The 26,562-nt window shown below is 62.6% G+C and carries 23 protein-coding genes; 16 read left to right on the top strand and 7 right to left on the bottom strand.

The features are described from left to right. Nucleotides 1–23 precede the first annotated feature (23 nt). The 3 genes from HWY05_RS01945 to HWY05_RS01935 form a co-directional block, all read right to left on the bottom strand. Nucleotides 24–458 (bottom strand): GNAT family N-acetyltransferase, encoded by a 435-nt coding sequence (locus HWY05_RS01945; RefSeq protein WP_176057222.1) that lies wholly within the window; start codon nt 456–458, stop codon nt 24–26. A 124-nt stretch (nt 459–582) separates the two neighbouring features. Further along, on the bottom strand, nt 583–2,022 hold the full coding sequence (locus tag HWY05_RS01940) for an MFS transporter (RefSeq protein ID WP_176057221.1): 1,440 nt from the start codon (nt 2,020–2,022) through the stop codon (nt 583–585). Between the two features lie 313 nt (nt 2,023–2,335). Beyond that, complete coding sequence (locus tag HWY05_RS01935; protein ID WP_035557745.1) at nt 2,336–3,217, bottom strand: oxaloacetate decarboxylase; 882 nt, start codon at nt 3,215–3,217, stop codon at nt 2,336–2,338. 206 nt (nt 3,218–3,423) lie between these two features. Between HWY05_RS01935 and prpR the strand changes: the two genes are divergently transcribed. The 4 genes from prpR to HWY05_RS01915 all read left to right on the top strand — a co-directional run bounded on the left by prpR (nt 3,424) and on the right by HWY05_RS01915 (nt 9,428). Further along, nucleotides 3,424–5,454 carry a propionate catabolism operon regulatory protein PrpR gene (gene prpR, locus HWY05_RS01930; protein ID WP_244146461.1) on the top strand — a complete coding sequence of 677 codons (2,031 nt, stop codon included), beginning with the start codon at nt 3,424–3,426 and terminating at the stop codon, nt 5,452–5,454. 136 nt (nt 5,455–5,590) lie between these two features. After that, nucleotides 5,591–6,154 carry an alkyl hydroperoxide reductase subunit C gene (ahpC, locus tag HWY05_RS01925; RefSeq protein ID WP_035557742.1) on the top strand — a complete coding sequence of 188 codons (564 nt, stop codon included), beginning with the start codon at nt 5,591–5,593 and terminating at the stop codon, nt 6,152–6,154. Nucleotides 6,155–6,315: 161 nt separating this feature from the next. Beyond that, a complete protein-coding gene (ahpF, locus tag HWY05_RS01920; RefSeq protein WP_035557740.1) occupies nt 6,316–7,908 on the top strand; it encodes an alkyl hydroperoxide reductase subunit F in 1,593 nt (530 codons plus the stop codon). Between the two features lie 365 nt (nt 7,909–8,273). Next, complete coding sequence (locus tag HWY05_RS01915; RefSeq protein ID WP_176057220.1) at nt 8,274–9,428, top strand: alkane 1-monooxygenase; 1,155 nt, start codon at nt 8,274–8,276, stop codon at nt 9,426–9,428. Between the two features lie 49 nt (nt 9,429–9,477). Here the strand turns inward: HWY05_RS01915 and HWY05_RS01910 are convergent, their stop codons facing one another. Both HWY05_RS01910 and HWY05_RS01905 read right to left on the bottom strand, forming a co-directional pair. Beyond that, on the bottom strand, nt 9,478–9,891 hold the full coding sequence (locus HWY05_RS01910) for a DoxX family protein (RefSeq protein WP_035557732.1): 414 nt from the start codon (nt 9,889–9,891) through the stop codon (nt 9,478–9,480). A 93-nt stretch (nt 9,892–9,984) separates the two neighbouring features. Then, on the bottom strand, nt 9,985–10,710 hold the full coding sequence (locus HWY05_RS01905; protein ID WP_035557729.1) for a pirin family protein: 726 nt from the start codon (nt 10,708–10,710) through the stop codon (nt 9,985–9,987). 129 nt (nt 10,711–10,839) lie between these two features. Between HWY05_RS01905 and HWY05_RS01900 the strand changes: the two genes are divergently transcribed. Beyond that, nucleotides 10,840–11,730, top strand: a complete 891-nt coding sequence (locus HWY05_RS01900; RefSeq protein ID WP_176057219.1) for a LysR family transcriptional regulator — start codon at nt 10,840–10,842, stop codon at nt 11,728–11,730. A 2-nt stretch (nt 11,731–11,732) separates the two neighbouring features. Here the strand turns inward: HWY05_RS01900 and HWY05_RS01895 are convergent, their stop codons facing one another. Continuing rightward, nucleotides 11,733–12,749, bottom strand: a complete 1,017-nt coding sequence (locus HWY05_RS01895) for a 1-aminocyclopropane-1-carboxylate deaminase (protein WP_176057218.1) — start codon at nt 12,747–12,749, stop codon at nt 11,733–11,735. A gap of 162 nt (nt 12,750–12,911) precedes the next feature. Here HWY05_RS01895 and HWY05_RS01890 point away from each other — a divergent pair, with 162 nt between their 5' ends. From HWY05_RS01890 to HWY05_RS01840, 11 genes are all read left to right on the top strand, one after another. Next, complete coding sequence (locus HWY05_RS01890; protein ID WP_176057217.1) at nt 12,912–13,439, top strand: Lrp/AsnC ligand binding domain-containing protein; 528 nt, start codon at nt 12,912–12,914, stop codon at nt 13,437–13,439. Nucleotides 13,440–13,572: 133 nt separating this feature from the next. Further along, nucleotides 13,573–14,088 (top strand): peptide-methionine (R)-S-oxide reductase MsrB, encoded by a 516-nt coding sequence (gene msrB / locus HWY05_RS01885; protein ID WP_035557718.1) that lies wholly within the window; start codon nt 13,573–13,575, stop codon nt 14,086–14,088. 19 nt (nt 14,089–14,107) lie between these two features. Beyond that, nucleotides 14,108–14,854, top strand: coding sequence for a peptide-methionine (S)-S-oxide reductase MsrA (gene msrA, locus HWY05_RS01880; RefSeq protein ID WP_051980841.1), 747 nt, complete (start codon nt 14,108–14,110; stop codon nt 14,852–14,854). A gap of 394 nt (nt 14,855–15,248) precedes the next feature. Then, nucleotides 15,249–16,145 carry a MipA/OmpV family protein gene (locus tag HWY05_RS01875; RefSeq protein ID WP_035557716.1) on the top strand — a complete coding sequence of 299 codons (897 nt, stop codon included), beginning with the start codon at nt 15,249–15,251 and terminating at the stop codon, nt 16,143–16,145. A gap of 188 nt (nt 16,146–16,333) precedes the next feature. After that, nucleotides 16,334–18,445 (top strand): catalase HPII, encoded by a 2,112-nt coding sequence (katE, locus tag HWY05_RS01870; RefSeq protein ID WP_176057216.1) that lies wholly within the window; start codon nt 16,334–16,336, stop codon nt 18,443–18,445. 230 nt (nt 18,446–18,675) lie between these two features. Beyond that, the gene (locus HWY05_RS01865) at nt 18,676–22,230 is read left to right on the top strand and encodes a response regulator (RefSeq protein WP_176057215.1); all 3,555 of its coding nucleotides are present in this window, start codon (nt 18,676–18,678) and stop codon (nt 22,228–22,230) included. Between the two features lie 52 nt (nt 22,231–22,282). Beyond that, nucleotides 22,283–23,128: a CheR family methyltransferase gene (locus tag HWY05_RS01860; protein ID WP_035557708.1), complete on the top strand. Its 846-nt coding sequence runs from the start codon at nt 22,283–22,285 to the stop codon at nt 23,126–23,128. Nucleotides 23,129–23,134: 6 nt separating this feature from the next. After that, entirely contained in the window at nt 23,135–23,764 is a 630-nt protein-coding gene (locus HWY05_RS01855) for a chemotaxis protein CheB (RefSeq protein WP_035557705.1), read from the top strand. Between the two features lie 9 nt (nt 23,765–23,773). Then, nucleotides 23,774–24,901 (top strand): hybrid sensor histidine kinase/response regulator, encoded by a 1,128-nt coding sequence (locus HWY05_RS01850; RefSeq protein WP_176057214.1) that lies wholly within the window; start codon nt 23,774–23,776, stop codon nt 24,899–24,901. 118 nt (nt 24,902–25,019) lie between these two features. Next, entirely contained in the window at nt 25,020–25,562 is a 543-nt protein-coding gene (locus HWY05_RS01845) for an AraC family transcriptional regulator (RefSeq protein WP_176057213.1), read from the top strand. Further along, nucleotides 25,559–25,975 carry a VOC family protein gene (locus HWY05_RS01840; RefSeq protein ID WP_035557696.1) on the top strand — a complete coding sequence of 139 codons (417 nt, stop codon included), beginning with the start codon at nt 25,559–25,561 and terminating at the stop codon, nt 25,973–25,975. The genes HWY05_RS01845 and HWY05_RS01840 overlap by 4 nt, the downstream gene beginning before the upstream one ends. A gap of 41 nt (nt 25,976–26,016) precedes the next feature. Here HWY05_RS01840 and HWY05_RS01835 read toward each other — a convergent pair whose 3' ends face one another. Continuing rightward, nucleotides 26,017–26,331: a helix-turn-helix domain-containing protein gene (locus HWY05_RS01835; protein WP_035557693.1), complete on the bottom strand. Its 315-nt coding sequence runs from the start codon at nt 26,329–26,331 to the stop codon at nt 26,017–26,019. Nucleotides 26,332–26,562: the final 231 nt, after the last annotated feature.

Here is a 26,562-nt window from a genome sequence, read left to right as displayed (position 1 = left end):
CGATGACAGCGGTCCGATGGCGCTCAGTCCGTCTTGTAGATAGCCGGGTTATGCAATTCCATATAACGCTCCGGATTCGCCAGCCCGGTGAAACCATGCGGCGCGTACACGTGATGCGCGTCGCTCGTGACCAGCACGATGCGTCGCAAACCGGTGAGCGAGGGACTCGCGAAAACGTGCTTCAGCAACGTGGACGCGACGCCCTTGCCGCGATACGCCGGCAACACGAAAACGTCGCACAGGTACGCGAAAGTGGCTTCGTCCGTGACGAGGCGCACGAACGCGATCTGCTGGCCGTCGAGATAGCCGCCGAAACATAGCGACCCCGCGACGGCGCGCTCGAAGGTGTCGCGCGGCATGCCCTTGGCCCACGGGGTGTGTTGCGTCAGGAAGGTGTAAATCATCTCGATGTCGAGATCGGCCTTGTTGCTCGAGATGGTCAAATCGCTGGCTTGCACCGTGTGTCTCCTCCGGTTTGTCGATGCCTCAAAAGAATACGGCGGTGCTGCATTTCGCGCACCGCCGTATCAGGTCACTGTCTCAGGTCGCGGTCTCACGCCGTGACGTGTCACGCGTTCGCCGTCAACTTTTCGCGGGATCTTCCGTGCCGCGCGAGCCGCCGCCAATGCTTTGTCCCGCGTTATGCGGCAGACCCCAGTAGCCGATCACGGACACCAGCGTCAGCACACCGGCGAACAGAAACGCCAGGCGGAAATCGTCGAGCGTAAACACGCGGCCCGTCGTCTCGCCGTTGAAGAACGCCGCCGCGCGCAGCGACACCGCGCCGAACGCGATACCCAGACCGATCGTCATCTGCGCCGCGGCGCTCCACAGCGTGCTGGCCGCGCTCATCTGCGGTTGCGCGACGTCGGCGTAGGCGAGGGTGGCGAGCGTGGAGAATTGCATGGAGCGCGCCACGCCGTAGACGAACACGACGATCAGCACCAGCGCGAGCGGCACGTTCGGCGTCAGCAGCCCGCAGGCGACGATGAACAGGCCCGCCACCGTCACATCGACGATCGACACCATGCGGAAGCCGTAGCGCTGCAGAATGCGCGTGGTCAGCGCCTTCATGCCGAGATTGCCGAGCGCGCTCGCGAGCAGCAACAGCCCCGACTTGAACGCGGACAACCCGAAGCCAACCTGGAACAGCAGCGGCATCAGATACGGCACCGCGCCGATACCGATCCGCGTGAACGAGCCGGTCACCACCGTCACGGAAAAAGTCGGAATTTTCAGCGTGGACACGTCGATCAGCGGATGCGGATGACGCTTCGCATGCTGGAACGCCACGATGCCCATCAACAAGCCGAACAGCACTACAGCGCCGGCGACCCATGGGTTCTCGCCGGGCTGGCTCGCCAGTTCCGCGCCGTACAGAATCGCGGTGAGCGTCGTGCCGCTGAGCAGCAGGCCGACCACGTCGAGCGGCTTGCGCTCCGTGCCGCGCAGGTTCGGCACCAACGCGAGCGCCACCGCCATGACCGCGATGCCGAACGGCACGTTGAGCAGAAAGATCCAGCGCCACGACGCGTAGGTCGTGATGAAACCGCCGACCGGCGGTCCGATCACCGGCGCGGCGATGGCTGGCCACGTGATGGTGGAAATTGCCTGCATCATGCGGCTTTTTTCGGTGCTGCGGACCACGATCAGACGGCCCACCGGCACCATCATCGCGCCGCCGACGCCTTGCAGCAGACGCGCCGCGGTGAATTCCGTAACGTTCTGCGACAGCCCGCACAACACCGAAGCCACCGTGAACACACCGATCGCGCTGAAGAATACCGTGCGCGAACCGCAGCGATCGGCGACCCAGCCGCTCACCGGGATAAAGATCGCCAGCGCCAGCATGTAGGCCGTCATGCCGAGACTGAGGCTGTTGGGACCGACGCCGAACGAGCGCGCCATCTGCGGCAGAGCGGTGGCGATCACCGTGGTGTCGAGATACTCCATGAAGAAGGTCGCCGCGACGATATACGGCAGCCAGCCGATGTGCGAATTGCGTGCGCCGCCTGCGGTCATTGCCCGATCCTCATCGACTGCGTGCGGGATACGAAGGCGCGTACGACGCGCGGGCGGCTGGCGCGATGCTCAATTGGCTTCATGTTCTTGCAACTACCTTTCGAAAGCGGGTTTCCGGTGTGCGTATGTAGACGAGCAAGGAGATCGCGGCCCACACGGTGACGTACCAGTAGAAATAGGGCTCATGGCCGCTAGCCTTGAATCGTAACGCAACCGACCCGCTTGTATCGCCGGGGATTGCCGTCATAACGGCGGATGGCGGGCCGACCGCGAGCACGCGACGGCCCTCCGTGTCCCCGGTTATCTCTCCGCTTCAGTCCTTCGCGGCGTATTCGCGATCCAGCTTGTCGTACAGCGGCTTGTTGACGAGCCGCTGGCGTTCGCTGAACGGCGCGACCAGCGTGGCGTCCTCGTCGAGACGGCCGTTGCTCTTCAACGTGCCGAGCGCGCGTTGCATGCCGAGTACCGCGCCCTGCAGCGCCGCATTCGCGTACAGCACGATGCCGTAACCGAGTTTCGCCAGCGCTTCACGCGACTGCACCGGCGTCTTGCCGCCGATCACGATGTTGATCAGTTGCGGCGTGTCGAACAGCGCCGGCAGTCGTTCGATGTCGGCCAGCGATTCGGTCGCCTCGATAAACAGAATATCGGCGCCGGCTTCGATAAAGCGATGACCGCGCTCGATCGCGTCTTCGATACCATGGACCGCGGCCGCGTCGGTGCGCGCCATGATCTGCAGATTGCCGTCTTCGCGGGCGTCGACGGCCGCGCGGATTTTGCCGACCATCTCGCTCGCGCTGACCACTTCCTTGCCAGCAAAGTGGCCGCACTTCTTCGGCATGATCTGGTCTTCGAACTGGATCACGTCGGCGCCGCTGCGCTCGAGCACGCGCACGGTCTGGCGCACGTTCAGCGCGTTGCCGAAACCGGTGTCGGCGTCGACGATCAGCGGCAGCGCGACCGCGTCGCGAATCCGCGCGGTGTGCTCGGCGACTTCCGCGAGACCGATGAACCCGAGGTCGGGCAGGCCCAGCGACATGTTGGTGACGCCCGCGCCGGTAATGTAGATCGCTTCGAAACCGGCGTCCTCGATGACGCGCGCGCTCATCGCATTGAAAGCGCCGGGCACGAGCAGGCCCTGGCGTTCGTAGACTTTGGCGCGGAACGCGGCGCGGCGGGTGGCGGAAGTGGTCATGACGGTGTGTCTCCAGTTAGGAATAGGAGTGAAGGAAGCTGCATGAAGCTTTGCAAGAAGCATGCCATTGGCCTCGGTTTTGGCTTTGTGCCTAACAATCAGCGACTTAGCTGCAATACAGGGCGCGCGGCGGTTCGTGGCACAATGAGCAGACTGTTCCATGAAACGTTTCATGGAACGTTTCATATTCGAAGCGGAGTACCGTGGTGTCCACTTTCACATCGTCCCTGTCGGTGCCGCCGCCGCAGGCGGGCCGGCCGGGCGTTGCACTGGTGAGTATCAGCCGGTTGCAATCGCTTTGCGAGACCGTCGCGCCACGCTACGCCGGGCGTGCGCGATTCTTTTCGGTGCGCGAGGGCTACGGCGCGGCCGTCACGGCCTTGCAGGCCTATGTGGACGCGGGCGCCGTCGACGTCGTGCTTGCTGCCGGGTCGAACGGCGCGTATCTGCGCGACAACCTGAACGTGCCGGTCGTGATGGTCAAGGTGAACGGTTTCGACGTGCTAAGCGCGATTACCCGCGCCACCACCACGTGGCCCGGCGCGCAGATCGGCCTGGTGCTGCACGAGACGATCTCGCATGAACTGGCGGACCTGAGCGCGTGGTTGAAGGTCGGCCTGAAGCAGCGCGCCTACCGGTCGATCGACGAAGTGCGGCTCGCCGTCGCCAATCTGGCCGCCGAAGGCTGCAGCGTGATCATCGGTCCCGGCATGGCCTGCGACGTCGCGCAGCAGGCGGGGCTGGCCAGCGTGTTTCTGTACTCGCTCGGCGCGGTCGAGGAAGCGTTCGAGCGCTCGGTGGAACTGGCGCGCGTGAGCCGGCAAAAAGAAGCGAAGCGAGAGCGGCTGAATACGATCGTCGGCCATCTGCGCGACGGTGTGGCTGCCTTCGACGAAGCCGGCCAGCTCGAAGCGGTCAACCCGGCCATGCTCGATCTACTGGGCTTCGATGCTCCGAAAGACATGCTGCTGGCCGGCCGCGAACGGGACGTGGCTGCCCAGGTGTCGCAGGCCGTCGGGCCGTTGCTGCGCGAAATGCTTGAACAGGGTCAGCCGATCGAGGAGCGCGTCGAGCAGATCGGCGGCCGGGCGCTGATCGTCAACTGCGTGCCGGTCGTGGAGCAGGGCGTGCGTTCCGGGTCGGTCGTGACGTTGCAGGATGCGTTGGTCGCGCAGCGCATCGACCGTTCGCTGCGCACCAGCCAGCGGCCGAAGCATCTGGTCGCACGGCATCATCTGGGCGATCTGGTCGGCGATTCGACGGCGCTCGAGCGGGTGCGGCGGCTGGCCCGTGCAGGCGCGGCGCACGACGCCACCGTGCTGCTCACCGGCGAAAGCGGCACCGGCAAGGAGCTGGTCGCCCAGGGCATTCACAACGCGAGCCGGCGGCGCGGCAATCCGTTCGTCGCGTTCAATTGCGCGGCGTTGCCGGAAGGGCTGATCGAAAGCGAGCTGTTTGGGCACGAGGAGGGCGCGTTCACCGGCGCGCGGCGCGGCGGCAAGCCCGGCCTGTTCGAAATCGCGCATACCGGCACCATTTTTCTCGACGAAATCGGTGAAATGCCGGCGGCGCTGCAAAGCCGGCTGCTGCGCGTGCTGCAGGAGCGCGAGGTGATGAAACTCGGCGCCGGGCGCGCCACGCCGGTCGATGTGCGGGTGATTGCCGCGACCCATCGCGATCTGCATGCGCTGGTCGAGCAGGGCGTGTTTCGCGCGGATCTGTACTTTCGGCTGAATCTGCTTCAGATAGAATTGCCGCCGCTGCGCGCTCGGCGCGGCGATGTCGCCCAACTGGCGCGGCACTTGTTAAGCCGAAGCGCGCTCCAATATGGTTTGTCGGACGTCGCGCTGGACCGGGTGCTGGCCTTTCTCGCCCCGTTGTTCGACGGCTACGCGTGGCCCGGCAATGTGCGGGAGCTGGAAAATCTGCTGGCGCGCGCCGCGATTTATCTCGGCGACGCCGCTACATCGGCCACGACGGGCAGCATGGCCGCCTTGGCCGCATCGCAAGGCGGCGAGGATTGGCAGGCGGTGTTCCCCGAATTCGGGCGAATGACGCGGGCAGCGGCGGCGGATCTTGTGCAGCGCCATCCTCAACCCAGTGCCGACAAAGCCCGCGCCACGCCAACCCGCGAAGACGTCATGCGCGCCCTCGACGAGTCCGGCGGCAACCGCGCCGCGGCAAGCCGGGCGCTGGGAATCGGCCGAACCACCCTCTGGCGCTTGATGAAAGGCTGATCCGACGCAATAGCCTGCGGCGGCGCAACAAATAGTGTAAAACTATCACAATTATTGAAACACTTCACTTTACCTATTAAGCGTCGTCTGACATACTGACTCCACTTTCCAACCACTCCGAAAGAGGACTCAGTAAATGCCGATCATCAATAGTCAAGTTAAACCGTTCAAGGCGCAGGCTTTTCACAATGGCGATTTCAAGACCGTCACGGAAGAAAGCCTGAAGGGCAAGTGGTCGGTGTTCGTTTTCTATCCGGCTGACTTCACGTTTGTTTGCCCGACCGAACTGGGTGACCTGGCCGATCGTTACGACGAATTCAAGAAGCTGGGCGTTGAAATCTACAGCGTGTCGACCGACACGCATTTCACGCACAAGGCATGGCACGACACGTCGGACACGATCCAGAAGATCAAGTACCCGATGATCGCTGACCCGACGCTGGCGATCTCGCGCAACTTCGACGTGCTGATCGAAGAAGAAGGCCTGGCACTGCGCGGCACGTTCGTGATCAACCCGGAAGGCGAGATCAAGCTGTGCGAAGTGCACGACAACGGCATCGGCCGTGACGCAGGCGAACTGCTGCGCAAGGTGCAAGCTGCGCAATACGTCGCGGCTCACCCGGGTGAAGTGTGCCCCGCCAAGTGGACGCCGGGCGCAGAAACGCTGACGCCGTCGCTGGACCTGATCGGCAAGATCTAAGGTCTCCAGACCGCTGGTAGCAACCGCAACAGGCGCCTCACGGCGTGTCAGCGTGCGGACCGTTCAATAGAACGGTTCGCGCGTCCCCGGGCCGCACGTTTTCTCTCCGGATGCGTGCGGCGCCGGGAACCCAATACCCATCGCCACGGAATCGAATCGCCATGCTTGATGCCAATCTCAAGACTCAGTTGAAAACGTACCTCGAAAAGGTTAGTAACCCTATCGAGATCGTCGCGTCGCTCGACGACAGCGCAAAATCGCAAGAGCTGCTGGCACTGCTGAACGATATCGCGACGCTGTCGGAACGCGTCACCGTGATCGAACGTCGCGGCGACAGCGAGCGTAAGCCGTCGTTCTCGATCGGCAACCCCGGCAAGGAAACGGGCATCCGTTTCGCCGGTATTCCGATGGGGCATGAATTCACGTCGCTCGTGCTGGCCTTGCTGCAGGTCGGCGGCCATCCGGTCAAACTCGAGGATTCGGTGATCGAACAGATCCGCAATCTCGACGGCGACTATCAATTCGAAACGTATTTTTCGCTGTCATGCCAGAACTGCCCGGAAGTCGTCCAGGCGCTGAACGTGATGGCGTTGATCAACCCGCGCATTCGCCACGTGGCGATTGACGGCGCGTTGTTCCAGAACGAAGTCGAAGCGCGCCAGATCATGGCGGTACCGACCATGTTCATGAACGGCGAAGTGTTCGGCCAGGGCCGTAGCGGCGTGAAGGAAATTCTCGCCAAACTCGACACCAATGCCGGTGCGCGGGCCGCCAAGGAACTGGAAAAGAAGCCGGTGTTCGATACGCTGATCGTCGGCGGCGGGCCGGCGGGCGCGGCAGCGGCGATTTACTCGGCGCGCAAGGGTATCGTGACCGGCGTCGTGGCGGAACGCTTCGGTGGCCAGGTGCTCGATACGCTGTCCATCGAAAACTTTGTCTCCGTCACGGAAACCGAAGGGCCGAAGTTCGCCACGGCGCTCGAACAGCACGTCAAGACGTATGAAGTCGACATCATGGACGTGCAGCGCGCCGACGCGCTGATTCCGGGCCGCATCAACGAAGTGCGCCTGGCCAACGGCGCCGTGCTGAAGGCGAAGACCATCATTCTGGCCACCGGTGCGCGCTGGCGCGAAATCAACGTGCCGGGCGAGCGCGAGTATCGCAATCACGGCGTGGCGTACTGCCCGCATTGCGATGGCCCGCTGTTCAAGGGCAAGCGCGTCGCGGTGATCGGCGGCGGTAATTCGGGTGTCGAAGCGGCTATCGACCTTGCGGGGATCGTGCGTGAAGTGACGCTGTTCGAATTCGGCGCCACGCTGCGTGCGGACGAAGTGCTGCAACGCAAGCTGCGCAGCCTGGCCAACGTGACCATCGTCACGCAGGCACAGACTACTGAGATTACCGGCGACGGCAAGAAGGTCAACGGTCTGGTCTATAAAGACCTGCGTTCGGACGAAGTGAAGACGATCGAACTGGAAGGCGTATTCGTGCAGATCGGTCTCGTGCCGAACACCGAGTGGCTCAAGGGCACGGTGGAGTTGTCGAAGCACGGTGAGATCGTTGTCGACGCTCGCGGCGCGACGTCGGTGCCGGGCGTGTTCGCGGCCGGCGACGTCACCACGGTGCCGTTCAAGCAGATCGTGATTGCAGTGGGCGAGGGCGCGAAGGCATCGCTGAGCGCTTTTGATCACCTGATCCGCAACAGCGAAGAGCTTGAGACGGTGAGCGAGGCTGAGGCCGAAGCGACGGTCTGAGGGTGGAGTGTGGTTGAGTGAGTAGTGCGCGGCGGCCTTCGGGCCGCCGTTTTTGTTTGGGGCCGAAGATTCGATCCTAGTGACCGTGGTCAAGCAACTGGCCGGGGGCAACAGGTGACCGCGCGCCGCACTGACCAACCCATTCCCTCCACCCAAACACCCGTTTCATTCACCCGCTCGACCCTGCGCCAACAAGCCTCATCTGCCGCTGCCCCGTTTGGAGACTCCCACCTGGCTCAATTCCTTGGCGATCCCACGCTCCAGGCCATATAAATCTGGAAGTCGGAAAAAGTCCTACCGACCTATGCGCGGGCCTTCATCGAGCCATGCGCGGATAAGGGCGACATAAAACAAGGAGGGAGACAATGGCAACATCGCAAGCGGCCCCCGCGCGGTGGGTCGACAGCAAACGCTACCTGTGGCTGCTCGGCGCGCTCACGATCACCTTGCCGCTGCATGCCGCGAATCTGGCGTTGCATACCGGTTGGCATATTTTCTGGTGGTTCGGGCCGATATTCGTGTTCGGCATCATCCCGCTGCTCGATTATGTGATCGGCGACGACCCCAGCAACCCGCCCGAAGACGTCGTCCCGACGCTTGAGCGTGAGCGCTATTACCGGCGCGTCGTTTATCTCGCCACGTTCATCGAATACGTGTCGTTCTTCGGCGCGGTGTGGATTGTCGGCACGCATGCCCTGGCGTGGTACGACTATCTTGGCTTCGCGCTGTCGCTGGGCGCGGCGACCGGCGTATCCATCAACACGGCGCACGAACTCGGCCACAAAACCGATCGTTTCGAGCGCTGGCTCGCCAAGATCACGCTGGCGCCGGTCTGCTACGGGCATTTCTTCGTCGAACATAATCGTGGTCATCACGTGCGGGTGGCGACGCCGCCCGATCCGGCCAGCGCCCGCTACGGCGAATCGTTCTGGGCCTTCCTGCCGCGCACCGTGTTCGGCAGCATCGCGTCCGCGTGGCGGCTCGAAAAGCACCGCCTCGAACGTCTCGGCAAATCGCCGTGGACGTGGCGCAATGAAGTCCTGCATGCGTGGGCGATGACGGTCGTGCTGTGGGGCGGCCTGATCGCGCTGTTCGGCAAAACGATCATTCCGTTCCTGCTGATCCAGGCGGTGTACGGTGCGTCGTTGCTCGAAGTGGTCAACTATCTGGAGCACTACGGGCTGGGCCGCAAGCAGCTCGCGAGCGGCCGTTACGAGCGCTGCCAGCCCCAGCACTCGTGGAACAGCAACCGTATCGTGACGAATCTGTTTCTGTACCAGTTGCAGCGTCACGCCGATCATCACGCGAATCCGACCCGCTCGTATCAGGCGCTGCGTCATTTCGACGGCGCGCCGCAATTGCCGTCCGGCTACGCCACGATGATCATGTTCGCGTACGTGCCGCCGTTGTGGTTCCATGTGATGAACCCACGCGTCGTCGCGCACTATCACGGCAACATGGCGCAGTCGAATATTCGTCCTGCTATCCGCGAACGGGTGTTGGCGCAATTCGCGGGTTAATCGGCGCAGACGTGCGAGATGTTGTATCTAGCACGTCAACACCCCACGCTTACCGCCGATCGATCGAATACTTACCCGCGCCGGTCACAGCCAACAACAGCAAGCCGCCGATGATGCTGATGTTCTTATAGAAGTGAATCATATTGTCGTACTGCATGGCGCCGGTCATGTTCCAGTAGTGGTGACCGATAATCGCGGTGCCGAGCGTATAAACCGCGAGCAGCAGCGCAAGCGGCCGGGTAAAGAAGCCGACCAGCAGCGCGACACCCACGACGAACTCCATCACCACGGCGATCACCGCCGACAACTCGGGCACCGGCGCGCCGCTCGACGTCATATAAGCGACCGTGCCGGAAAAACCCGTCAACTTCGACCAGCCGAACATCACGAACAGCACCATCAACAGCACACGGGCGACGAGAATAATCCCGTCTTTCTGGTTTTCAAATAGCGTGTAGCGCATGATTTTTTCTCGATCTAAATTTTAAAAGCAGGGAAGTGAGGCAGCTCGCCGCAAACTCTCCGGCGAGCTGCCTTTAACAAAAAGTGATCCGGCTCAAGCCCACAACGCCGACGTTTCGATGTTCCGCAAATCGAACACCAGCACTTCGGCATCGTGACCTTGCGTGAAGGTCAGCGACTTTTCATCGCGCACTCGCGCACCATCGCCTTCGCCGAACTCGACGCCGTTCACCATCACGCTGCCGCGCGCCACCTGAACATACGCATAACGCTCGCTGCCTAATTCGAGCTTTGCCGTTTCGTCGCCGTCGAACAAACCGGCGTAGACCCGCGCATCCTGCTGCAACTCCAGCGAACCATCCGCGCCATCCGGCGACATCACGAGCCGCAACACCCCGCGCTTATCTTCCGCGCTGAAGTGGCGTTGCTGGTAACGCGGCGCCGCACCGTTCTTCGAGGGCGCGATCCAGATCTGCATGAAGTGCACAGGATCGGTCTTCGAATGGTTGTATTCGCTGTGCGCAACGCCGGTTCCCGCGCTCATCAACTGGATGTCGCCAGGCACGATCACCGAGCCGGTGCCCATCGTGTCCTTGTGCTCCAGCGCGCCTTCCAGCACGTACGAAAAGATCTCCATGTCGCGGTGCGGGTGCTTGCCGAAACCTTGAGCCGGCGCAACGCGGTCGTCGTTGATCACGAGCAGGTCGGAAAAGCCGTTCTGCTTCGGATCGTGGTAGCTCGCAAAGGAAAACGTATGACGCGAACTAAGCCAGCCGTGCTCCGCGCGGCCGCGTTGATTGGCGTGTCTGATATCGAGCATTTTTTTCTCCTTGGGTTGTGCGATCCGGCCAGATGTTGTCCGCGATCCATGAACAGGAGTGTAGGTCAATCTGGATCGTTATAATCATGGTGAAATAGGAAACACTGTCACCATGGAGTGGACAATAAAATGCAACTCGACGACATGCGGATTTTCGTCGCGACAGTGGACGCGCATAACTTCACGGCGGCGGCTCAGCGGCTGTCGCTGTCCAAGCAGTTCGTCAGCCGACGTGTGATGGCGCTGGAGGAAACGCTCGGCGTGCAATTGCTGATCCGCAATACCCGCAAGCTGGCCGTGACCGAGCTCGGTCAGGAGTTTTACGAGCGCGCCACGCGCATTCTGGGTGAAGTCGACGACGCCGAGCAGGCCATGTCGCGGCAGCGCGCCGGCCCGCGCGGGCTCTTGCGGGTGAGTGCGCCAATGTCGTTCGGCATGATGCATCTGTCGCCGGTGCTGGCGCTGTTTCTGCGTGAGCACGGCGAAGTGCGCTTCGACATGGAACTGAGCGACCGTACCGTCGACGTGGTCGGCGAAGGTTTCGACATGGCGATCCGCATCGGCACGCTGGCCGACTCCACGCTGATCGCGCAGAAACTCGCCGACGTCAGGATGGTGGCGTGCTGCAGTCCGGGCTATGTGCGGCGCCGTGGCGCGCCCGCCGTGCCCGCCGATCTGGCACGGCATTCATGCCTGCTGTACGGTCATGGCGGTACGGTGAGTTGGGAGTTTGCAATAGAGGGCGCGCTGAAAAGCGTCGAAGTGCACGGGCCGCTACGCGCCAATAACGGCGACCTGATTCGCGATGCCGCGGTGGCCGGGCTCGGCATTGTGCGGCTACCGGACTTTATCGTTGCCGACGCGCTCAAAAGCGGTTTGCTGGTCACCGTGCTCGACGAATTCCTGCCCGCCGCGGCCAGCGTTTATGCCGTGTACCCGCAGCATCGGCAAAGCTCCCTCACAATCCGCACGTTTGTCGAGTTCCTGAGGGAGCATTTGCGCCAGCGCCTCGCGGCGTGAGCTCAGCCGTTGCGGAAGATAAAACTGTAGCCGTTCAGCGCCGGCACACCGCCCAGGTGCGCATACAGCACGCGCGAGCCTGCCGGAAACTCGCCGTTGCGGACCATCTCGATCATGCCGTGCATCGATTTGCCCTCATACACCGGATCCGTCAGCACGCCTTCCAGACGCGCGCATAGGCGGATCGCCTCGAGCGTCCCGTCGTTCGGCAGGCCGTATTCCGGGCCGCCGAAACGCTCGTCGAGCACCACGTCCGCCGCGGTGATGTCGCGTTCCAGGCCAACCTGTTCCGCGGTCTGCTTCGCGATCCGGGTGATCTGCTCGCGCGTCTGCACGGGTTTCGCGGAGGCGTCGATGCCGATCACGCGTTCGGCGCGGCCGTCGGCGGCAAAGCCCACGATCATGCCGGCCTGCGTGCTGCCCGTCACCGAGCACACCACGACGTAGTCGAACTTGAAACCCAGTTCGGCCTCCTGCTGCCGGACTTCTTCGGCGAAACCGACAAAACCGAGCCCGCCCAGCGGATGGTCCGAGCAGCCGGCCGGAATTGCATACGGCTTGCCGCCGGCGGCGCGCACGCTATCGAGCGCGTCTTCCCAGCTCTTGCGAAAGCCGATGTCGAAGCCGTCCGCAACCAGACGCACGTCCGCGCCGAGAATGCGCGACATCTGGATGTTGCCGACGCGGTCGTACACGGCGTCCGAGTAGTTGACCCAGTTCTCCTGCACCAGCACGCACTTCATGCCGAGGTGCGCCGCGACCGCGGCCACCTGGCGGGTCTGGTTCGACTGAATTCCGCCGATCGACACCAGCGTGTCGCATCCCTGCGCCAGTGCTTCGGGAATCAGATATTCGAGCTTGCGCGTCTTGTTGCCGCCGAACGCGAAACCGCTGTTGCAGTCTTCGCGTTTCGCATACAGATGCACTTTGCCGCCGAGGTGGTCGCTCAGCCGTTTGAGCGGTTGAATCGGCGTCGGCCCGAAAGTGAGCGGGTAACGAGGGAATCGTTGCAGGTTCATGGCAGCTCCGTTGTCCGTGGTGTCGAGGCGGCCGGGAACCCGGCGCGTCGAAACACATGGTAGGGAAAACCGTCTGAAATGAGCTTGCGAAATAAATGGCTTAAGCTTACTTTTAAAAATGCATATCGAAAATCGAATTAATAAAAGTCGGCCAACCAACCTATGAGCACAACAAAAGTTCGTCGCACTTCTGCAGCGGTCGACCCCGCCGCCGTCCAGACCGATCCCCTGCAGGCGCTCGACCGTATCGATCGCGCGATCCTGCGGCAGTTGCAGACCGACGCGTCGATTTCGAACGTCGCGCTCGCGGCCAAAGTGAAGCTGAGCGCGCCGGCCTGCCTGCGGCGAGTCGAGCGGCTCCGGGAGTCGGGGCTGATTCGTGGCGTGGTCGCGCTGATTGACCCGAAGGCGGCGGGCGCGGGGATGCTGGTGATCATCGGCGTGGTGCTGGACCGGTCCACGCCGGAATCCTTCGCCGAGTTCGAGAAAGCGGCGCAGAAGGTGGCCGGTTGCATGGAATGCCACGTCGTGACCGGCGAATTCGACTATTTCATGACGATCCGCACGCGCGACAGCGACAGCTTCAACCGTCTGCACGCGGAACAGTTGCTGTATCTGCCGGGCGTCCGGCAAATCCGCTCGTTCATGGTGCTGAAGGAAATTCTCTCGACCACGAAATTTCCGCTGTAAGCGCCGCCTGACAAAAAAGACGAGCATGCTGTCATAAAACCCGATCTAGCACGACCAAGCATCGAGACCACTCGCAGACGGCGCGACCGGCGCCTGACCGGGTGAACGGCACGGACTTTCCGGGGCGAACATCATGACTTGCAACAGACGAACATTCTTCAGGTTTATCGGCGCGGCGTCGCTGGCCGGCGGCACGGCTTCGATGTGGAACGTGACGCGCGCGGCGGACAGCGGCGCGGCGGCGGCCTACGAGGTGTCGCACAGCGACGCCGAATGGCACAAGATGCTGAACGACGCGCAATACCGGATCCTGCGCGATGCGGGCACCGAGCGGCCGTTCAGCAGCCCGCTGAACGATGAGCACCACGCCGGCACGTTCGGCTGCGCGGGCTGCAAACTGTCGCTGTTTTCATCGAAGACCAAGTTCGACAGCGGCACCGGCTGGCCGAGCTTCTACCAGCCGCTCGACCACGCGGTCATCACGCATACGGACAAGTCATTCGGCATGACGCGCGACGAGGTACTGTGCCGTCGCTGCGGCAGCCACCTCGGCCACGTGTTCGACGACGGCCCCAAACCGACCGGTCTGCGTTATTGCATGAACGGTCTTGCGTTGACCTTTACGCCCGCATCGAACGGTGTGAGCTGAGCGGATCAGGACGGACATCATGAACTTCGAGACACGCATTACGAAAGGCCGGCCCGCGCGCTCGCGGCTGACTGCCATTTCGCTCTCGGTCGGCTTTGGCGCGCTGGCTTTGTTGCTGGCGCAACGAATGGCGTTTTCGTCGGAGACGGCGGTCGTGATTGCGCCGCCCGCGCTCGACGAACCGATTTCGGCCGCCACCGCGCACGAGGAAACCGCGGTGTTCGCGGGCGGCTGCTTCTGGGGCGTGCAGGGCGTGTTCCAGCACGTGCGCGGCGTCACCCGGGCGGTGTCGGGTTACTCCGGCGGTCAGCGCGACACCGCGCAGTACGAGACGGTTAGCGGCGGCGAGACGGGCCACGCGGAATCGGTGCAGGTCACCTTCGACCCGAGCAAGGTGACTTACGGCCAGTTGCTGCAGGTGTATTTCTCGGTGATTCAGGACCCGACCGAGTTGAACCGGCAGGGGCCCGACAGCGGCACGCAATACCGTTCGGCGGTGTTCCCGCTGAACGACACGCAACGGCGCGTCGCGCAGAGCTATATCGCGCAACTCGACAAGGCCCATGTGTACCCGGCGCCGATCGTCACCCGGACGGAGCAGTTCAAGGGCTTTTATCCGGCCGAGTTCTATCACCAGAACTATCTGACCTTGCACCCGAACTCCGCGTATATCGCGATCAACGATATGCCGAAGGTCGCTAATCTGAAGCGGCTGTTCCCGAATCTCTATCGCGACAAAGCCGTGCTCGTGGAAGCGGCGCAATAGCCTGGAGCGCCCTCACGCAACTCATACAGCTTCAAGCACCTTTCCTGTCCGTCCGGCGCCGCAACGGTGGCGCCGGACGTCTTTTTTGCCATCCCTCTTCATCGCTTCCTGCCTGCTCTTATCCCATTCGAGGCGGCTCTCCACACGCCAGGCCCGCAATTTGCACTAGCGTGTCCATCGGCAAATCTTTCGCACGTCTTTGCTCGTACAAAAGCCCGTTTTACAGGGCTTAATAGAATCGAGCAGCGCGTTTTGCCGGATAGTGCGTGTCGTTAGCTGAAAAAATTACATGCTGCTCGTAGCAACGCGGCGGTCGCCTGAGGTCCACAGGCCACCGCGAACCTCGGGCGAGAACATAACCCTCTTCGCGATACGCGAGAATCGGAGGCTTCTGGTGTTGAACAGCCGTAGAAAGCGGATTGGCAAGTTCCGCAATAAACAAACAAGCATCGCGGCGACGTCTCTGGTGGCCGTGACCCTGGGCGGCATTTCCTTCCTGCCGGGCTCTGCCATGGCACAAACGCCTTCGCCACTCAACGAATGGCAATACTCGGTCGGCATTCCGCTGCAGAAGATGTGGCAGCCGAACATCCCCGACTGGCAGGTGCGCCTCGGTTTGGCCTCCTCGTTCCAGCCGCGCTACGAAGGTTCGGATCGCTACCACGTAATGGGCGGCCCGAGCATCGACGTGCGCTACAAGGACCTGTTTTTCCTGTCGAGCGGCGAAGGCTTCGGGGTTAACTTCGCGCAAGGGCAGAACTGGCGCGCCAGTCTGGCTGCGGTTTACGATCTCGGCCGACGCGCTCACGACGATCCGCAGGAGCTGAACGGCCTCGGCAATATCAACGCGGCGCCGGGCGTCAAACTGGCCGGCGAATACGTGATCTCGAAAGATTTCCCGCTGGTGCTGCGCGCGGACGTGCGGCGCTATTTCGGCGGTTCGAACGGTTGGACCGGCGACTTCGGCGCGTATATGCCCATGCCGGGCAGCACGAAGAAGTTCTTCTGGTTCGCCGGCCCGAACGTGTCGCTGGCGGACTCCACGTATATGAATAGCTGGTTCGGCGTGAATCAGAATCAGGCGGCGAAATCGCAGTACTCGCAATATCACGCGAGCGCCGGCTTCAAGTCGGTGGGCTTCGGCATCAGCGCGGTGTGGCTATTCAACAAGCACTGGTTCGCGACTGCGGACGGTGCGTACGAGCAACTGGTGGGTAGTGCAGGTAATAGTCCGATCACGCACCGCAAAGCGAACGGCGTCGCGGATATCTCGATCAACTATCGCTTCTGACATAGCGTATTCACACGTTTCAACCTGAAGGACGCGGCGGCGTACCGGGCGCCATTGCTTGACGTACGCCGCGTTTTTCGTCCACCCGCCAACGCGACGCCTGCTCGCGGGAATATCCCTTGCTGCCTTCTCTCCATGCGTGAGACCGGATTCCCCCCGGCACGCCCGAACGCAAGGAGCAGATCCCCATGGCTGGTAAAACGAGTACGCACAAGCCCACACCGAAAAACGCGCCGGCGAGCGATCCGAAATCGCAAGACCTCGAACAGTTTCGAGCGAGTCCGCAAGGCGAGGCGCTGAGAACCAATCAGGGCGTCAAGATCGCCGACAACCAGAACACGCTGCGCGCGGGTCCGCGCGGTCCGTCGTTGCTGGAAGACTTCATCATGCGTGAGAAGATCACGCACTTCGACCACGAGCGTATTCCGGAGCGCATCGTGCACGCGCGCGGCTCGGCGGCGCATGGCGTGTTTCAGGTCTACGAGTCGATGCGCGAATACACCAAGGCCGCATTCCTGCAGGACCCCGGCGTGCAGACGCCGGTGTACGTGCGTTTCTCCACGGTGCAAGGCCCGCGCGGTTCCGCCGACACGGTGCGCGACGTGCGCGGTTTCGCGGTGAAGTTCTACACGCAGGAAGGTAATTACGATCTGGTCGGCAACAACATGCCGGTGTTCTTCATTCAGGACGCCATCAAGTTTCCCGACTTCGTGCACGCGGTGAAACCGGAAGCGCCGAATGAAATGCCGACCGGCGGCTCCGCGCACGACACCTTCTGGGACTTCGTGTCGCTCGTGCCCGAATCCGCGCATATGGTCTTGTGGACCATGTCGGACCGCGCGATTCCACGCAGCCTGCGCACCATGGAAGGCTTCGGCATTCACACGTTCCGTTTCGTCAACGCGCAGGGCAAAGGTCGTTTCGTCAAGTTTCACTGGCGGCCGGTGCTGGGCTCGTACTCATTGCTATGGGACGAAGCGCAGAAACTCGCGGGCAAGGACCCGGATTTTCATCGGCGGGATTTGTGGGAAGCGATCACGCGGGGCGATTTCCCCGAGTTCGAACTCGGCGTGCAAATTGTTGAAGAAGAGGACGAGCACAACTTCGACTTCGATCTGCTCGATCCGACCAAGCTGATTCCCGAAGAGTTGGTGCCGGTGAAGATCGTCGGCAAGATGACCCTCAATCGCAATCCGGATAACTTTTTCGCCGAGACGGAACAGGTGGCGTTTCATCCGGGGCATGTCGTGCCGGGTATCGATTTCTCGAACGACCCGCTATTGCAAGGGCGTTTGTTCTCGTACACGGATACGCAGATCAGCCGGCTGGGTGGGCCGAACTTTCACGAGATTCCGATCAACCGGCCGGTCTGTCCGTTCATCAACAATCAGCGCGACGCGATGCATCGCCAGACGATCAACGTCGGGCAGGCTTCCTACGAACCGAATTCGCTGAGTGGCGGCTGGCCGAAGGAAACCGATCCCGCGCCGAGCGACGGTGGTTTCGAAAGTTATCAGGAGCGCGTGGAGGGCACCAAGATCCGCGTGCGCAGTGAATCGTTCGCCGATCATTTCTCGCAGGCCGCGCTGTTTTATAACAGCATGTCGCAGCCCGAGAAGGACCATATCGCCGCCGCGTATCAGTTCGAACTCGGCAAGGTCAGCAAGCCGGAGATTCGCGCGCGCGTGGTGAACGAGATTCTCGCGAACTTCGACGCGGGGCTCGCGGCGACCGTCGCCGAAGGTCTGGGCTTGCCCGCGCCGAAGAAGGGTACAGCGAAGCTGAGCGGTCCCAAGGATTCCCCGGCCTTGAGTCTGCTGAATCGTGTGAAGCCCGGCATCAAGACCCGCAAGATCGCGTTGCTGGCCGCGCCGGGTTCCGATGGCGCGGCGATCAGGAAACTGCAGCAGGCGCTGCAGGACGAAGGCGCAACGCCCATGCTGATCGCCCCGACGCTCGCGCCGATCGACGGCATGGCGCCCGACGCGACGATTGCCGGCTTGCCGTCGATCATGTTCGACGCCGTGATCGTCCCAGGTGGCGAGGCGGGTGCGAAGCGGCTCGCGCAATCGGGCGACGCGCGGCATTTCGTGCTCGAGGCGTTCAAGCATCTGAAGGCGATTGCGGCGCTCGGCGCGGGGCGTGACGTGCTCGCCGCGGCGCAGTTGCCGGACAACGCCGACGGCGTCGCCACCGGCGACGACAAGCAGGTCGCCGATGTGCTGAAGGCGTTCATCGCGGCGGCGGAACAGCATCGCGTGTGGTCGCGCGCGACGCTGGCGGAGACCGTGCCGGCGTAGGCGCATTTCAGCTTCCTTCGCATGCTTTGCACGGCTGACTCGCGTCAGCCGTGCAAACTTGCGTGGATCGGCAACAGCCCCGCCCAGCAAGCCTGAGCCGTCGTATAACGTCTCAAAAATGGGCCCCTTCCTGTATGATGACGCGGGTCGTTCAACGACATACCGCTCCGCGCGAAAAATCCGAAAAATATGCCGAATCGACTCGATTCGCCAAGCCGAAGACAGAAAAAATGACCGCATCTCAGGCCGTCGACCAGAATCGTTTTCGCAGCATCATTCGCCGTAACATCGCGCTGCCTTTAGGCGTTGGCCTGGTCACGATGGCGGTGTTCGTCGGGCTGATCGCGTATCTCGTGTCCACCATGAACTGGGCCGAGCACTCCGAACGCGTGATCGGCCAGGCCAACGAAATGCTGCGCCTCGCCGTGGATCGCGAATCGTCCATGCGCGGTTTCCTGATTACGGGCGACGAGAGCTTCCTCGTGCCTTATGAAACCGGTGGGCCGAAGTTCAAGACGCAGATTGAAATGCTGCAGCAGATGGTGTCGGACAATCCGCCGCAGGTCGTCAAGCTCAAGGAGATCGAGGCGATTCAGCAGCGCTGGTCCCGCTATGCCGAAGAGATGATCGACGCGCGCCGCCGCAACCAGAACTATGAAGCCGCGGTGGCGAGCGGTCGCGGCAAAATCGAATTCGACGAAACACGCCGCGAATTCGGCGATTTTCTCGACGTCGAATTGCGCCTGCGCCAGGACCGAGGCGATGCGACCCGGCGCGTTACCACCACGCTGGTGGGCGTATTCCTGCTGTTCAGTCTGAGCGTGAGTGCGCTGCTTGCGTGGATGGGCCGCCGCGAATTGTTGAGCCTGTCTTCGACTTACGACGGCGTCTTGCGGCAGCAGACCGAACAGACCGAGATGTTGCAGGAGCAGGTGTGGTTGCGCTCGGGGCAGCGCTTGCTGGCCGAGAAGGTAGTCGGGCAGACGACCCCGCAACTGGTGGGCCGCGCGGTGCTCGATTTTCTCGCCCAGTATCTGGACGCTGCTGTTGGCGCGCTCTACATTCGCGACCGGCAGCACGGCACGCTGCGCCGTATCGCCGCGTATGGCTTTAGCCGCGAAAGCGAGCAGGGCAGCGCGCGCAATTTCGAAGAGGGCGAAACGCTGATCGGCCAGGCCGCCGCCGCGCGCCGCACGCTGGTTTTGCGCGACCTGCCGGACAATTACGTGCAGGTCGTGTCGGCCACCGGCAAGAGCGCGCCGAAAAATCTTCTCATCATGCCGATCGTCAACGACGGGCAGGTGAACGGCGTCATTGAACTCGGCTTTATTCGCGAGTTGACCGTGCGCGATCAGGAGTTCATGGAGTTGATCGGCAACGCGTTGGGTGACTTCGTCGAGGCCGCGTTGTATCGCGAACGTCTGCAGGACGCGCTGGCCGAAACGCAGCAACTGAACGAAGAATTGCAGGTGCAGCAGGAAGAGTTGCGCGTCTCGAACGAAGGCCTCGAAGAGCGCGGCCGCGCGTTGATGGAATCGCAAGTGCGGCTCGAAGCGCAGCAGGCCGAACTCGAACAGACCAACGTGCAGCTCGAAGAATACGCGCAGCGTCTCGAGCGGCAGAAGTCGGATCTGTTGCGCGCGCAGGACGACCTCGCGGCCAACGCGGAACGCCTCGAACAGTCGAGCCGCTACAAGTCCGAGTTTCTTGCCAACATGTCGCACGAACTGCGCACGCCGCTGAACAGTTCGCTGATTCTTGCCAAGCTGCTGCAGCAGAACCGTACGGGCAACCTGAGCGACGAGCAGGTGCGCTACGCGGAAACGATCCACGCGTCGAATAGCGATCTGCTGGTGCTGATCAACGACATTCTCGATCTGTCGAAGGTCGAGGCCGGTCAGGTCACGGTCGAACTCGAAACGGTGTCGATCGACGCGACGCTGCAGTCGCTGGAAGAAATGTTCAAGCCGTTGGCGGCCGCCAAGCATTTGCGGCTTCACTTCGAACGTACGCCGGGTACGCCCGATACCTTTGTCACCGATGGTCAGCGCGTCACACAGATTCTGCGCAATCTGCTCTCGAACGCGGTGAAGTTCACCGAGCGTGGCGAAGTGGCGCTGTCGATCGCGGCGTCGCAGGACAACATGCTGCGCATCGACGTGCGCGATTCCGGCATCGGTATTGCGGGGGACAAGCTGGAGATGATCTTCGAAGCGTTCCAGCAGGCCGACGGTTCCACCAGCCGTCAATACGGCGGCAGCGGTCTGGGGCTGTCGATCTCGCGTGAGTTCTCGCGTTTGCTGGGTGGCCGGATCACCGTGGCCAGCGAAGTCGGCAAGGGCAGCGTGTTCACGCTGTGGCTGCCGGTCGATGCCGAGGCGGCTCTGGCGGAGGGTCATAACGCGCCGACGCCGATGCCGGCCTTCGCGCCGGCGCATGCAGTCGCGCCGACGGCGGCCGTGGCGCAAGCCGAACCGCCACTGGTCCGCGCGCCGTCGAGCTTCAACCAGACGGCCGTCATTACGCCCGCCAACGGTCTGAGCCTCGGCGACACGCCCGAAACGACCGGCGGCGCGATCGCCGACGACCGCGACAACCGCACGCGTACCGGCCGCCTGATCGTCGCGGTCGAAGACGATCTCGCGTTCGCCGAAATCCTGCGCGATCTGACGCACGAACTCGACTTCGATTTCGTCCACGCCAGCAATGCGGCGAGCGGCCTCGCGCTGGTGCGCGACATGCGCCCCGCGGCGGTGCTGCTCGACGTCGGTTTGCCGGACCGCTCCGGCCTGACCGTGCTCGAGTGGCTGAAGAACGATCCGCTCACGCGTCACATTCCGATTCACATCGTCTCGGCCACCGACCACGCCGACAAGGCGCTGCATCTCGGCGCGATCGGCTACACGCTCAAGCCGACCGCGCGCAGCACGATGGAGGCCGCGATTCGCCGGCTGGAAGCGCGCCTGCAGCAGCGCATCAAACGCGTGCTGGTGATCGAGGACGACGGACCGATGCGCGAGAGCATCCGCGCGTTGCTGCAAAGCGAAAACACCGAGATCGTCGCGGTCGCCACGCTCGCCGAAGCGCTGGACTATCTGACGAAGTTCAGCTTCGACTGCGTGGTGACCGATCTCGCGCTGCCCGACGGCACCGGCTACGATCTGCTCGAACGGCTCGCCGCGAACACCGCGCATGCCGCGCTGCCGGTGATCGTCTACACGGGCCGCATGCTGTCCGACGAGGAAGAGCACCGCCTGCGCCGCTATTCGAAGTCGATCATCATCAAGGGCGCGAAATCGCCCGAGCGTTTGCTCGACGAAGTGACGCTGTTCCTGCACAGCGTGGAGTCGTCGCTGGCGCCGGAACAGCAGCGCATGCTGCGCACCGTGCGGCAGCGCGACAACGCGTTCGAAGGCCGCACGATTCTGCTGGCCGAAGACGACGTGCGCAATATTTTTGCGCTCTCGCACGTGCTGGAGCCGCTCGGTGCGAAACTGCAGATTGCGCGCAACGGACGCGAGGCGCTCGAGGCGCTGGAGAACGGCCCCGAAGTGCATCTGATCCTGATGGACATCATGATGCCGGAGATGGACGGGCTGACCGCGATGGGCGAGATTCGCCGCAACGCGCGCTTCGCGCATCTGCCGATCATCGCGCTGACGGCGAAGGCCATGGCGAACGACCGCACGCGCTGTCTCGAAGCCGGCGCGGACGACTACGTGTCCAAGCCGATCGATGTGGACAAGCTGGTCGCGCTGTGCCGCGTCTGGCTGCGTCAACGGTAAACGGTCGTCGCGGGAACCCGATAAACCAGTCTGAACGGATGAGCCTGAACGAATGAGTGGGTCTGAATTCGACGCGCCGCAACGCATCAGCGATTTCGACATCGAGTTGAAATTGCTGCTGGAGGCGATTTACCTCAAATACCAGCACGATTTTCGCCACTACGCGATGTCGTCGCTGCGACGCCGGCTGTCGCAGGCGCTCGAGGAATTTGGCCTGAAGACGCTCTCGCAGTTGCAGGATCGCATCATGCGTCACGGCGACGAATTCTCGCGGCTGTTCCAGTACCTGACGGTGCAGGTGAGCGACATGTTTCGCGATCCCGCGTATTTTCTGGCGCTGCGCGAACATGTGCTGCCGCGTTTGCGCACGTATCCGTCGATCAAGGTGTGGGTGGCGGGCTGCAGCACCGGCGAAGAACTCTGGTCGCTGAAGATCCTGTTCGACGAAGAGGGCTTGACCGAGCGCACGCTGTTCTACGCGACCGACATCAATCCGGACGCGCTCGCGCGCGCCGAGTCCGGCATCTACGCGCTCGACCGGATTCAAGGCTTTACGCAAAACTATCTGGCGGCGGGCGGCAAGCGTTCGTTGTCCGATTACTATCACGCCGCGTATGGCGGCGCGCGCTTTGCCGGCTCGCTGAAAGATCGCGTGGTGTTCGCGGACCACAGCCTCTCGACCGACGAAGTCTTTCTCGAAGCGCACCTCGTGTCGTGCCGCAACGTGCTGATCTATTTCGATCGCGGCCTGCAGGATCGCGCGTTGGGCCTGTTCGAAAACGCGCTGGTGCGGCGCGGTTTCCTCGGCTTGGGCAGCAAGGAAAGTTTGCGTTTTTCCCGTCATTACGAAGCGTTCGACGAGTTTCGTTCGAGCGAACGTATTTATCAGAAGCGCTAGGTCGCCATGTCAGGCTCAACCGTTCAGCCCGCTACTGCCGCCGCCCAGCCAGGCAAGGCCGAGTCGCGCGCGTACGAGCTCGTGGTGATCGGCGGCTCGGCGGGCGGGATCGAAGTGCTGAACGTGCTGCTCGGCGCATTGCCCGCGGACTTCGCGGCGGCGGTCATGATCGTCACGCATTTGCCGCCCGATTCGCCGAGCTATCTGGTGCCGGCGTTCACGCATCGCTGCGCGTTGCCGGTACTCGAACCCGATGCCGGCGAGCGGATTCTGCCTGGGCGCGTGCATGTTGCGCCGCCCGGTTATCACATGCTGGTCGAAGTCGATCGCACCGTGGCGCTTTCCACCGATGCCGCGGTGCGCTTTTCGCGGCCATCGATCGACGTGTTGTTCGAGTCGGCGGCGGCGGTGTGCGGCGCACGCTTGCTGGCGATTCTGCTGTCCGGCGCCAATGACGACGGCGCGCAAGGGTTGAAGCGCGTGCGAGCGTTCGGCGGGACCACCTGGGTGCAGGCGCCGGACACCGCCAGCTCGCCCGAAATGCCGCGCGCCGCCATCGAAACCGGCGCGGCCGATTACATTTACACTCCCGAAACTATGGCGCTGCGGCTTGCCGCATTGCCGGCCTCTCTCTGACCCGATGCCATGACGAACTCACCCGTGAACATTCTGATCGTCGACGACATCGTCCACAACATCACCGCGCTCGAAGCGTTGCTGGCGCGGCCGGACGTGCACGTGCTGGTGGCGGATTCGGGCACCGCCGCGCTCGATCTGCTGCTCAAGCACGAGGTCGCGCTGGCGATTCTCGACGTCAACATGCCCGGCATGAACGGCTTCGAACTCGCGGCGTTGATGCGCGGTAGTCCGCGCACGTCGCATGTGCCGATCATCTTTCTGACGGCGACCGCGCAGGACGCTTCGCGCACGTTCCGTGGCTACGAGGCCGGCGCGGTCGACTTTCTGTACAAGCCGTTCGATCCGCGCATTCTTCAGTCGAAGGTCGACGTGTTCGTGCAACTGGAACAGCAGAAACGCCAGCTCGCGGCGCAGCTCGTCACGACGCGGCAAATGCTCGAAGCCAACGAAATGCTGATGGCGGTACTGAGCCACGATTTGCGCACGCCGCTCGGCGCGGTGCTGGCGTCGGCGGAATATCTGATGCGCACCGCGGCCGACGAGCAGTCGATTACCGTCGCCACGCGCGTGAAGAACAGTTCGCTGCGCATGGCGCGGATGGTCGATCAACTGCTCAATCTGGCGCGTCTGCAGGGCGGGCGGCTACCGTTGCAGCCGCGCTCGATCGAACTGGCGACGCTGTGCCGCTCGGTGATCGACGAATTCGCGTCACGCGAGAACGGCAAGCGCATCGTGTTTACGAGCAGCGGCAATAGCAGCGGCGCGTGGGATATGGATCTGGTGTGGCAGGCCATGTCGAATCTGGTCAGCAATGCGCTGCATCACGGCGCGGCGGGCGGCGATATCGGCGTCGAGGTGGACGGCGAGGCGGTGGATTCGGTGCGTCTGAAGGTGGCCAATCGCGGCACGATTCCGTCGGAGGTGTTTCCGCATCTGTTCAAGGCGTTCGGGCAGAACACCAGCGGCGCGCGTTCGCGTGAAGGACTGGGGCTCGGCCTGCATATCGTGCAGGAGATTGCGCGGATGCATGGCGGCAACGTCAGCGTGAATTCGGATGAAGTGGCGGGCACGGTGTTCACGATCGAACTGCCGCGGATGGTGACGTTGCAGCGTGGGTCGTTTACCCGCAAGTGATGCGCGTTTGAGTGTGCTTTTTTAAGGCCTTTGCAGGATTTCTCAGGCGCTTGCCGCGCTTTGCTGCGGCTGGCGTTGAGCCTAAACTACGCGCATACCGCCAGCTTCCCTGGAACTCATGCGCGCTCTCCAAGACCGTCACGCCCAGCCGCCTGTCTCATCGCCCGCACCGGCCGGCGCCGATGCGTTGGAGGATCCGGCCTTGCTGCGCCGCCTGCTGCGCGCCAAAGACCGCATGGACGCCGCTTCGCACGAGGCCTGGCCCGTCAAACGTCTGGCTGAAGTCAGCGGCGTTTCTGAAGCCCATTTCGCGCGCTCCTTCAAGCGGGCTTTCGGCGTTCCGCCGCATCGGTATCTGCTGACTCGGCGCATCGAACAGGCCACCACCTTGCTGCGCGACACCGATCTCAGCATTACCACGATCGCCTTCACGACCGGCTGGGAGAGCCTCGGCACCTTCGGCCGCATCTTTCGCGATATCACCGGGAAAAGTCCGGGCGCCATGCGCGTCGATCTGCGAGCCGGCATGCCTGAACTCGAACGCGTGCCGGCCTGCGTACTGAAGGCCGCGCAACGCCCGGATCTCAACATCGCAGTTTTGGAGAAGCGCCGCCGCGTGGCCGACGATACAGTCCCGTCATCAACCAGGGAGGTGTCATGAATCAAGGTGTCAATGTGGTGGGTTTGTACGTGGATAACCAGGACGAAGCGCTGACGTTCTACGTCGATAAACTCGGCTTCAAGGTCCATACGGACGTACGCAACGGGTCGTATCGCTGGCTCACGGTGCAGCATCCGGATCAGCCTTCGTTCCAGCTCGGGCTGTTCGTGCCTGGCCCGCCGATTCACGACGAAGCCACCGCGCAAACGCTGCGGGCGATGGTCGCGAAAGGCGCGATGCCGCCGCTGGTGCTCTCCGTGGATGACTGTCGCGCTACCTATGCGAAGCTGAAAGCCTGCGGTGTGGAATTCACCCAGGAACCGGTGGAGCGTTTTGGTAGCGTGGATGCAGGGTTTCGCGACCCGGCCGGGAATGGCTGGAAGATGATTCAGGCACCGGCAGGTTCGAAGTAGTCAAGCCTGTGTGACTGGCGTGAAGTGATGCCGGCCCGGCATCACTTGCACCAGGTCTCCGCCCAATTACTTAGCGGCCGTAACGCCAACCGTAACGCCACGCCGGCCTCGGTCAGACAGTATCCCTGTCCTTGATGATCGATGAGCCCCGCTTCCCGCAATTCCTTGAGTCGCGTATTGAGCAGACTGGGATTGGTTTCGGCCGCTTCCTGCAACGCGCGAAACGTTAGCGGCTCGCCCCGCAATTCCCACAGAATGCGTAACGCCGCCCGTCGCCCGAGCAGATCGAGCACGACCATGATAGGGCGGCCCGTTGTCGACCCGCGTACTGGCTGACCTACTTTCGGTATCTTCATGCTTTACTTTTCATAGCAACGTGTCCAGAATATGCTATTGAAAATATAGCACGCGTAGATCACCTGCCTGCCCGTATTGCGCCCGTTGAGCCGCCATTTCCGCCAGCCATCCATGAAGCGCTGGAGAAGATCATGCCGCCAGACGTGTCGCCGCCTGGCCTCTTTACCACGATCGCGCGCGACCAGCGGGCTCCGCAATGAGTCGGCGATGTATCCAACGGTTGTTACTAC

This window comes from Paraburkholderia sp. BCC1876 (assembly GCF_902833695.1).
Classification (GTDB): Bacteria; Pseudomonadota; Gammaproteobacteria; order Burkholderiales; family Burkholderiaceae; genus Paraburkholderia.
This window is presented reverse-complemented; position numbering and strand designations above follow the sequence as displayed.

What these genes read in the sequence shown, in the direction of transcription:
- HWY05_RS01940 (WP_176057221.1), bottom strand. Translation starts at nt 2,022, where the DNA reads ATGACCGCAGGCGGCGCACGCAATTCGCACATCGGCTGGCTGCCGTAT.
- HWY05_RS01935 (WP_035557745.1), bottom strand. Translation starts at nt 3,217, where the DNA reads ATGACCACTTCCGCCACCCGCCGCGCCGCGTTCCGCGCCAAAGTCTAC.
- ahpC (WP_035557742.1), top strand. Translation starts at nt 5,591, where the DNA reads ATGCCGATCATCAATAGTCAAGTTAAACCGTTCAAGGCGCAGGCTTTT.
- ahpF (WP_035557740.1), top strand. Translation starts at nt 6,316, where the DNA reads ATGCTTGATGCCAATCTCAAGACTCAGTTGAAAACGTACCTCGAAAAG.
- HWY05_RS01915 (WP_176057220.1), top strand. Translation starts at nt 8,274, where the DNA reads ATGGCAACATCGCAAGCGGCCCCCGCGCGGTGGGTCGACAGCAAACGC.
- HWY05_RS01910 (WP_035557732.1), bottom strand. Translation starts at nt 9,891, where the DNA reads ATGCGCTACACGCTATTTGAAAACCAGAAAGACGGGATTATTCTCGTC.
- HWY05_RS01905 (WP_035557729.1), bottom strand. Translation starts at nt 10,710, where the DNA reads ATGCTCGATATCAGACACGCCAATCAACGCGGCCGCGCGGAGCACGGC.
- HWY05_RS01900 (WP_176057219.1), top strand. Translation starts at nt 10,840, where the DNA reads ATGCAACTCGACGACATGCGGATTTTCGTCGCGACAGTGGACGCGCAT.
- HWY05_RS01895 (WP_176057218.1), bottom strand. Translation starts at nt 12,749, where the DNA reads ATGAACCTGCAACGATTCCCTCGTTACCCGCTCACTTTCGGGCCGACG.
- HWY05_RS01890 (WP_176057217.1), top strand. Translation starts at nt 12,912, where the DNA reads ATGAGCACAACAAAAGTTCGTCGCACTTCTGCAGCGGTCGACCCCGCC.
- msrB (WP_035557718.1), top strand. Translation starts at nt 13,573, where the DNA reads ATGACTTGCAACAGACGAACATTCTTCAGGTTTATCGGCGCGGCGTCG.
- msrA (WP_051980841.1), top strand. Translation starts at nt 14,108, where the DNA reads ATGAACTTCGAGACACGCATTACGAAAGGCCGGCCCGCGCGCTCGCGG.
- katE (WP_176057216.1), top strand. Translation starts at nt 16,334, where the DNA reads ATGGCTGGTAAAACGAGTACGCACAAGCCCACACCGAAAAACGCGCCG.
- HWY05_RS01865 (WP_176057215.1), top strand. Translation starts at nt 18,676, where the DNA reads ATGACCGCATCTCAGGCCGTCGACCAGAATCGTTTTCGCAGCATCATT.
- HWY05_RS01860 (WP_035557708.1), top strand. Translation starts at nt 22,283, where the DNA reads ATGAGTGGGTCTGAATTCGACGCGCCGCAACGCATCAGCGATTTCGAC.
- HWY05_RS01855 (WP_035557705.1), top strand. Translation starts at nt 23,135, where the DNA reads ATGTCAGGCTCAACCGTTCAGCCCGCTACTGCCGCCGCCCAGCCAGGC.
- HWY05_RS01850 (WP_176057214.1), top strand. Translation starts at nt 23,774, where the DNA reads ATGACGAACTCACCCGTGAACATTCTGATCGTCGACGACATCGTCCAC.
- HWY05_RS01845 (WP_176057213.1), top strand. Translation starts at nt 25,020, where the DNA reads ATGCGCGCTCTCCAAGACCGTCACGCCCAGCCGCCTGTCTCATCGCCC.
- HWY05_RS01840 (WP_035557696.1), top strand. Translation starts at nt 25,559, where the DNA reads ATGAATCAAGGTGTCAATGTGGTGGGTTTGTACGTGGATAACCAGGAC.
- HWY05_RS01835 (WP_035557693.1), bottom strand. Translation starts at nt 26,331, where the DNA reads ATGAAGATACCGAAAGTAGGTCAGCCAGTACGCGGGTCGACAACGGGC.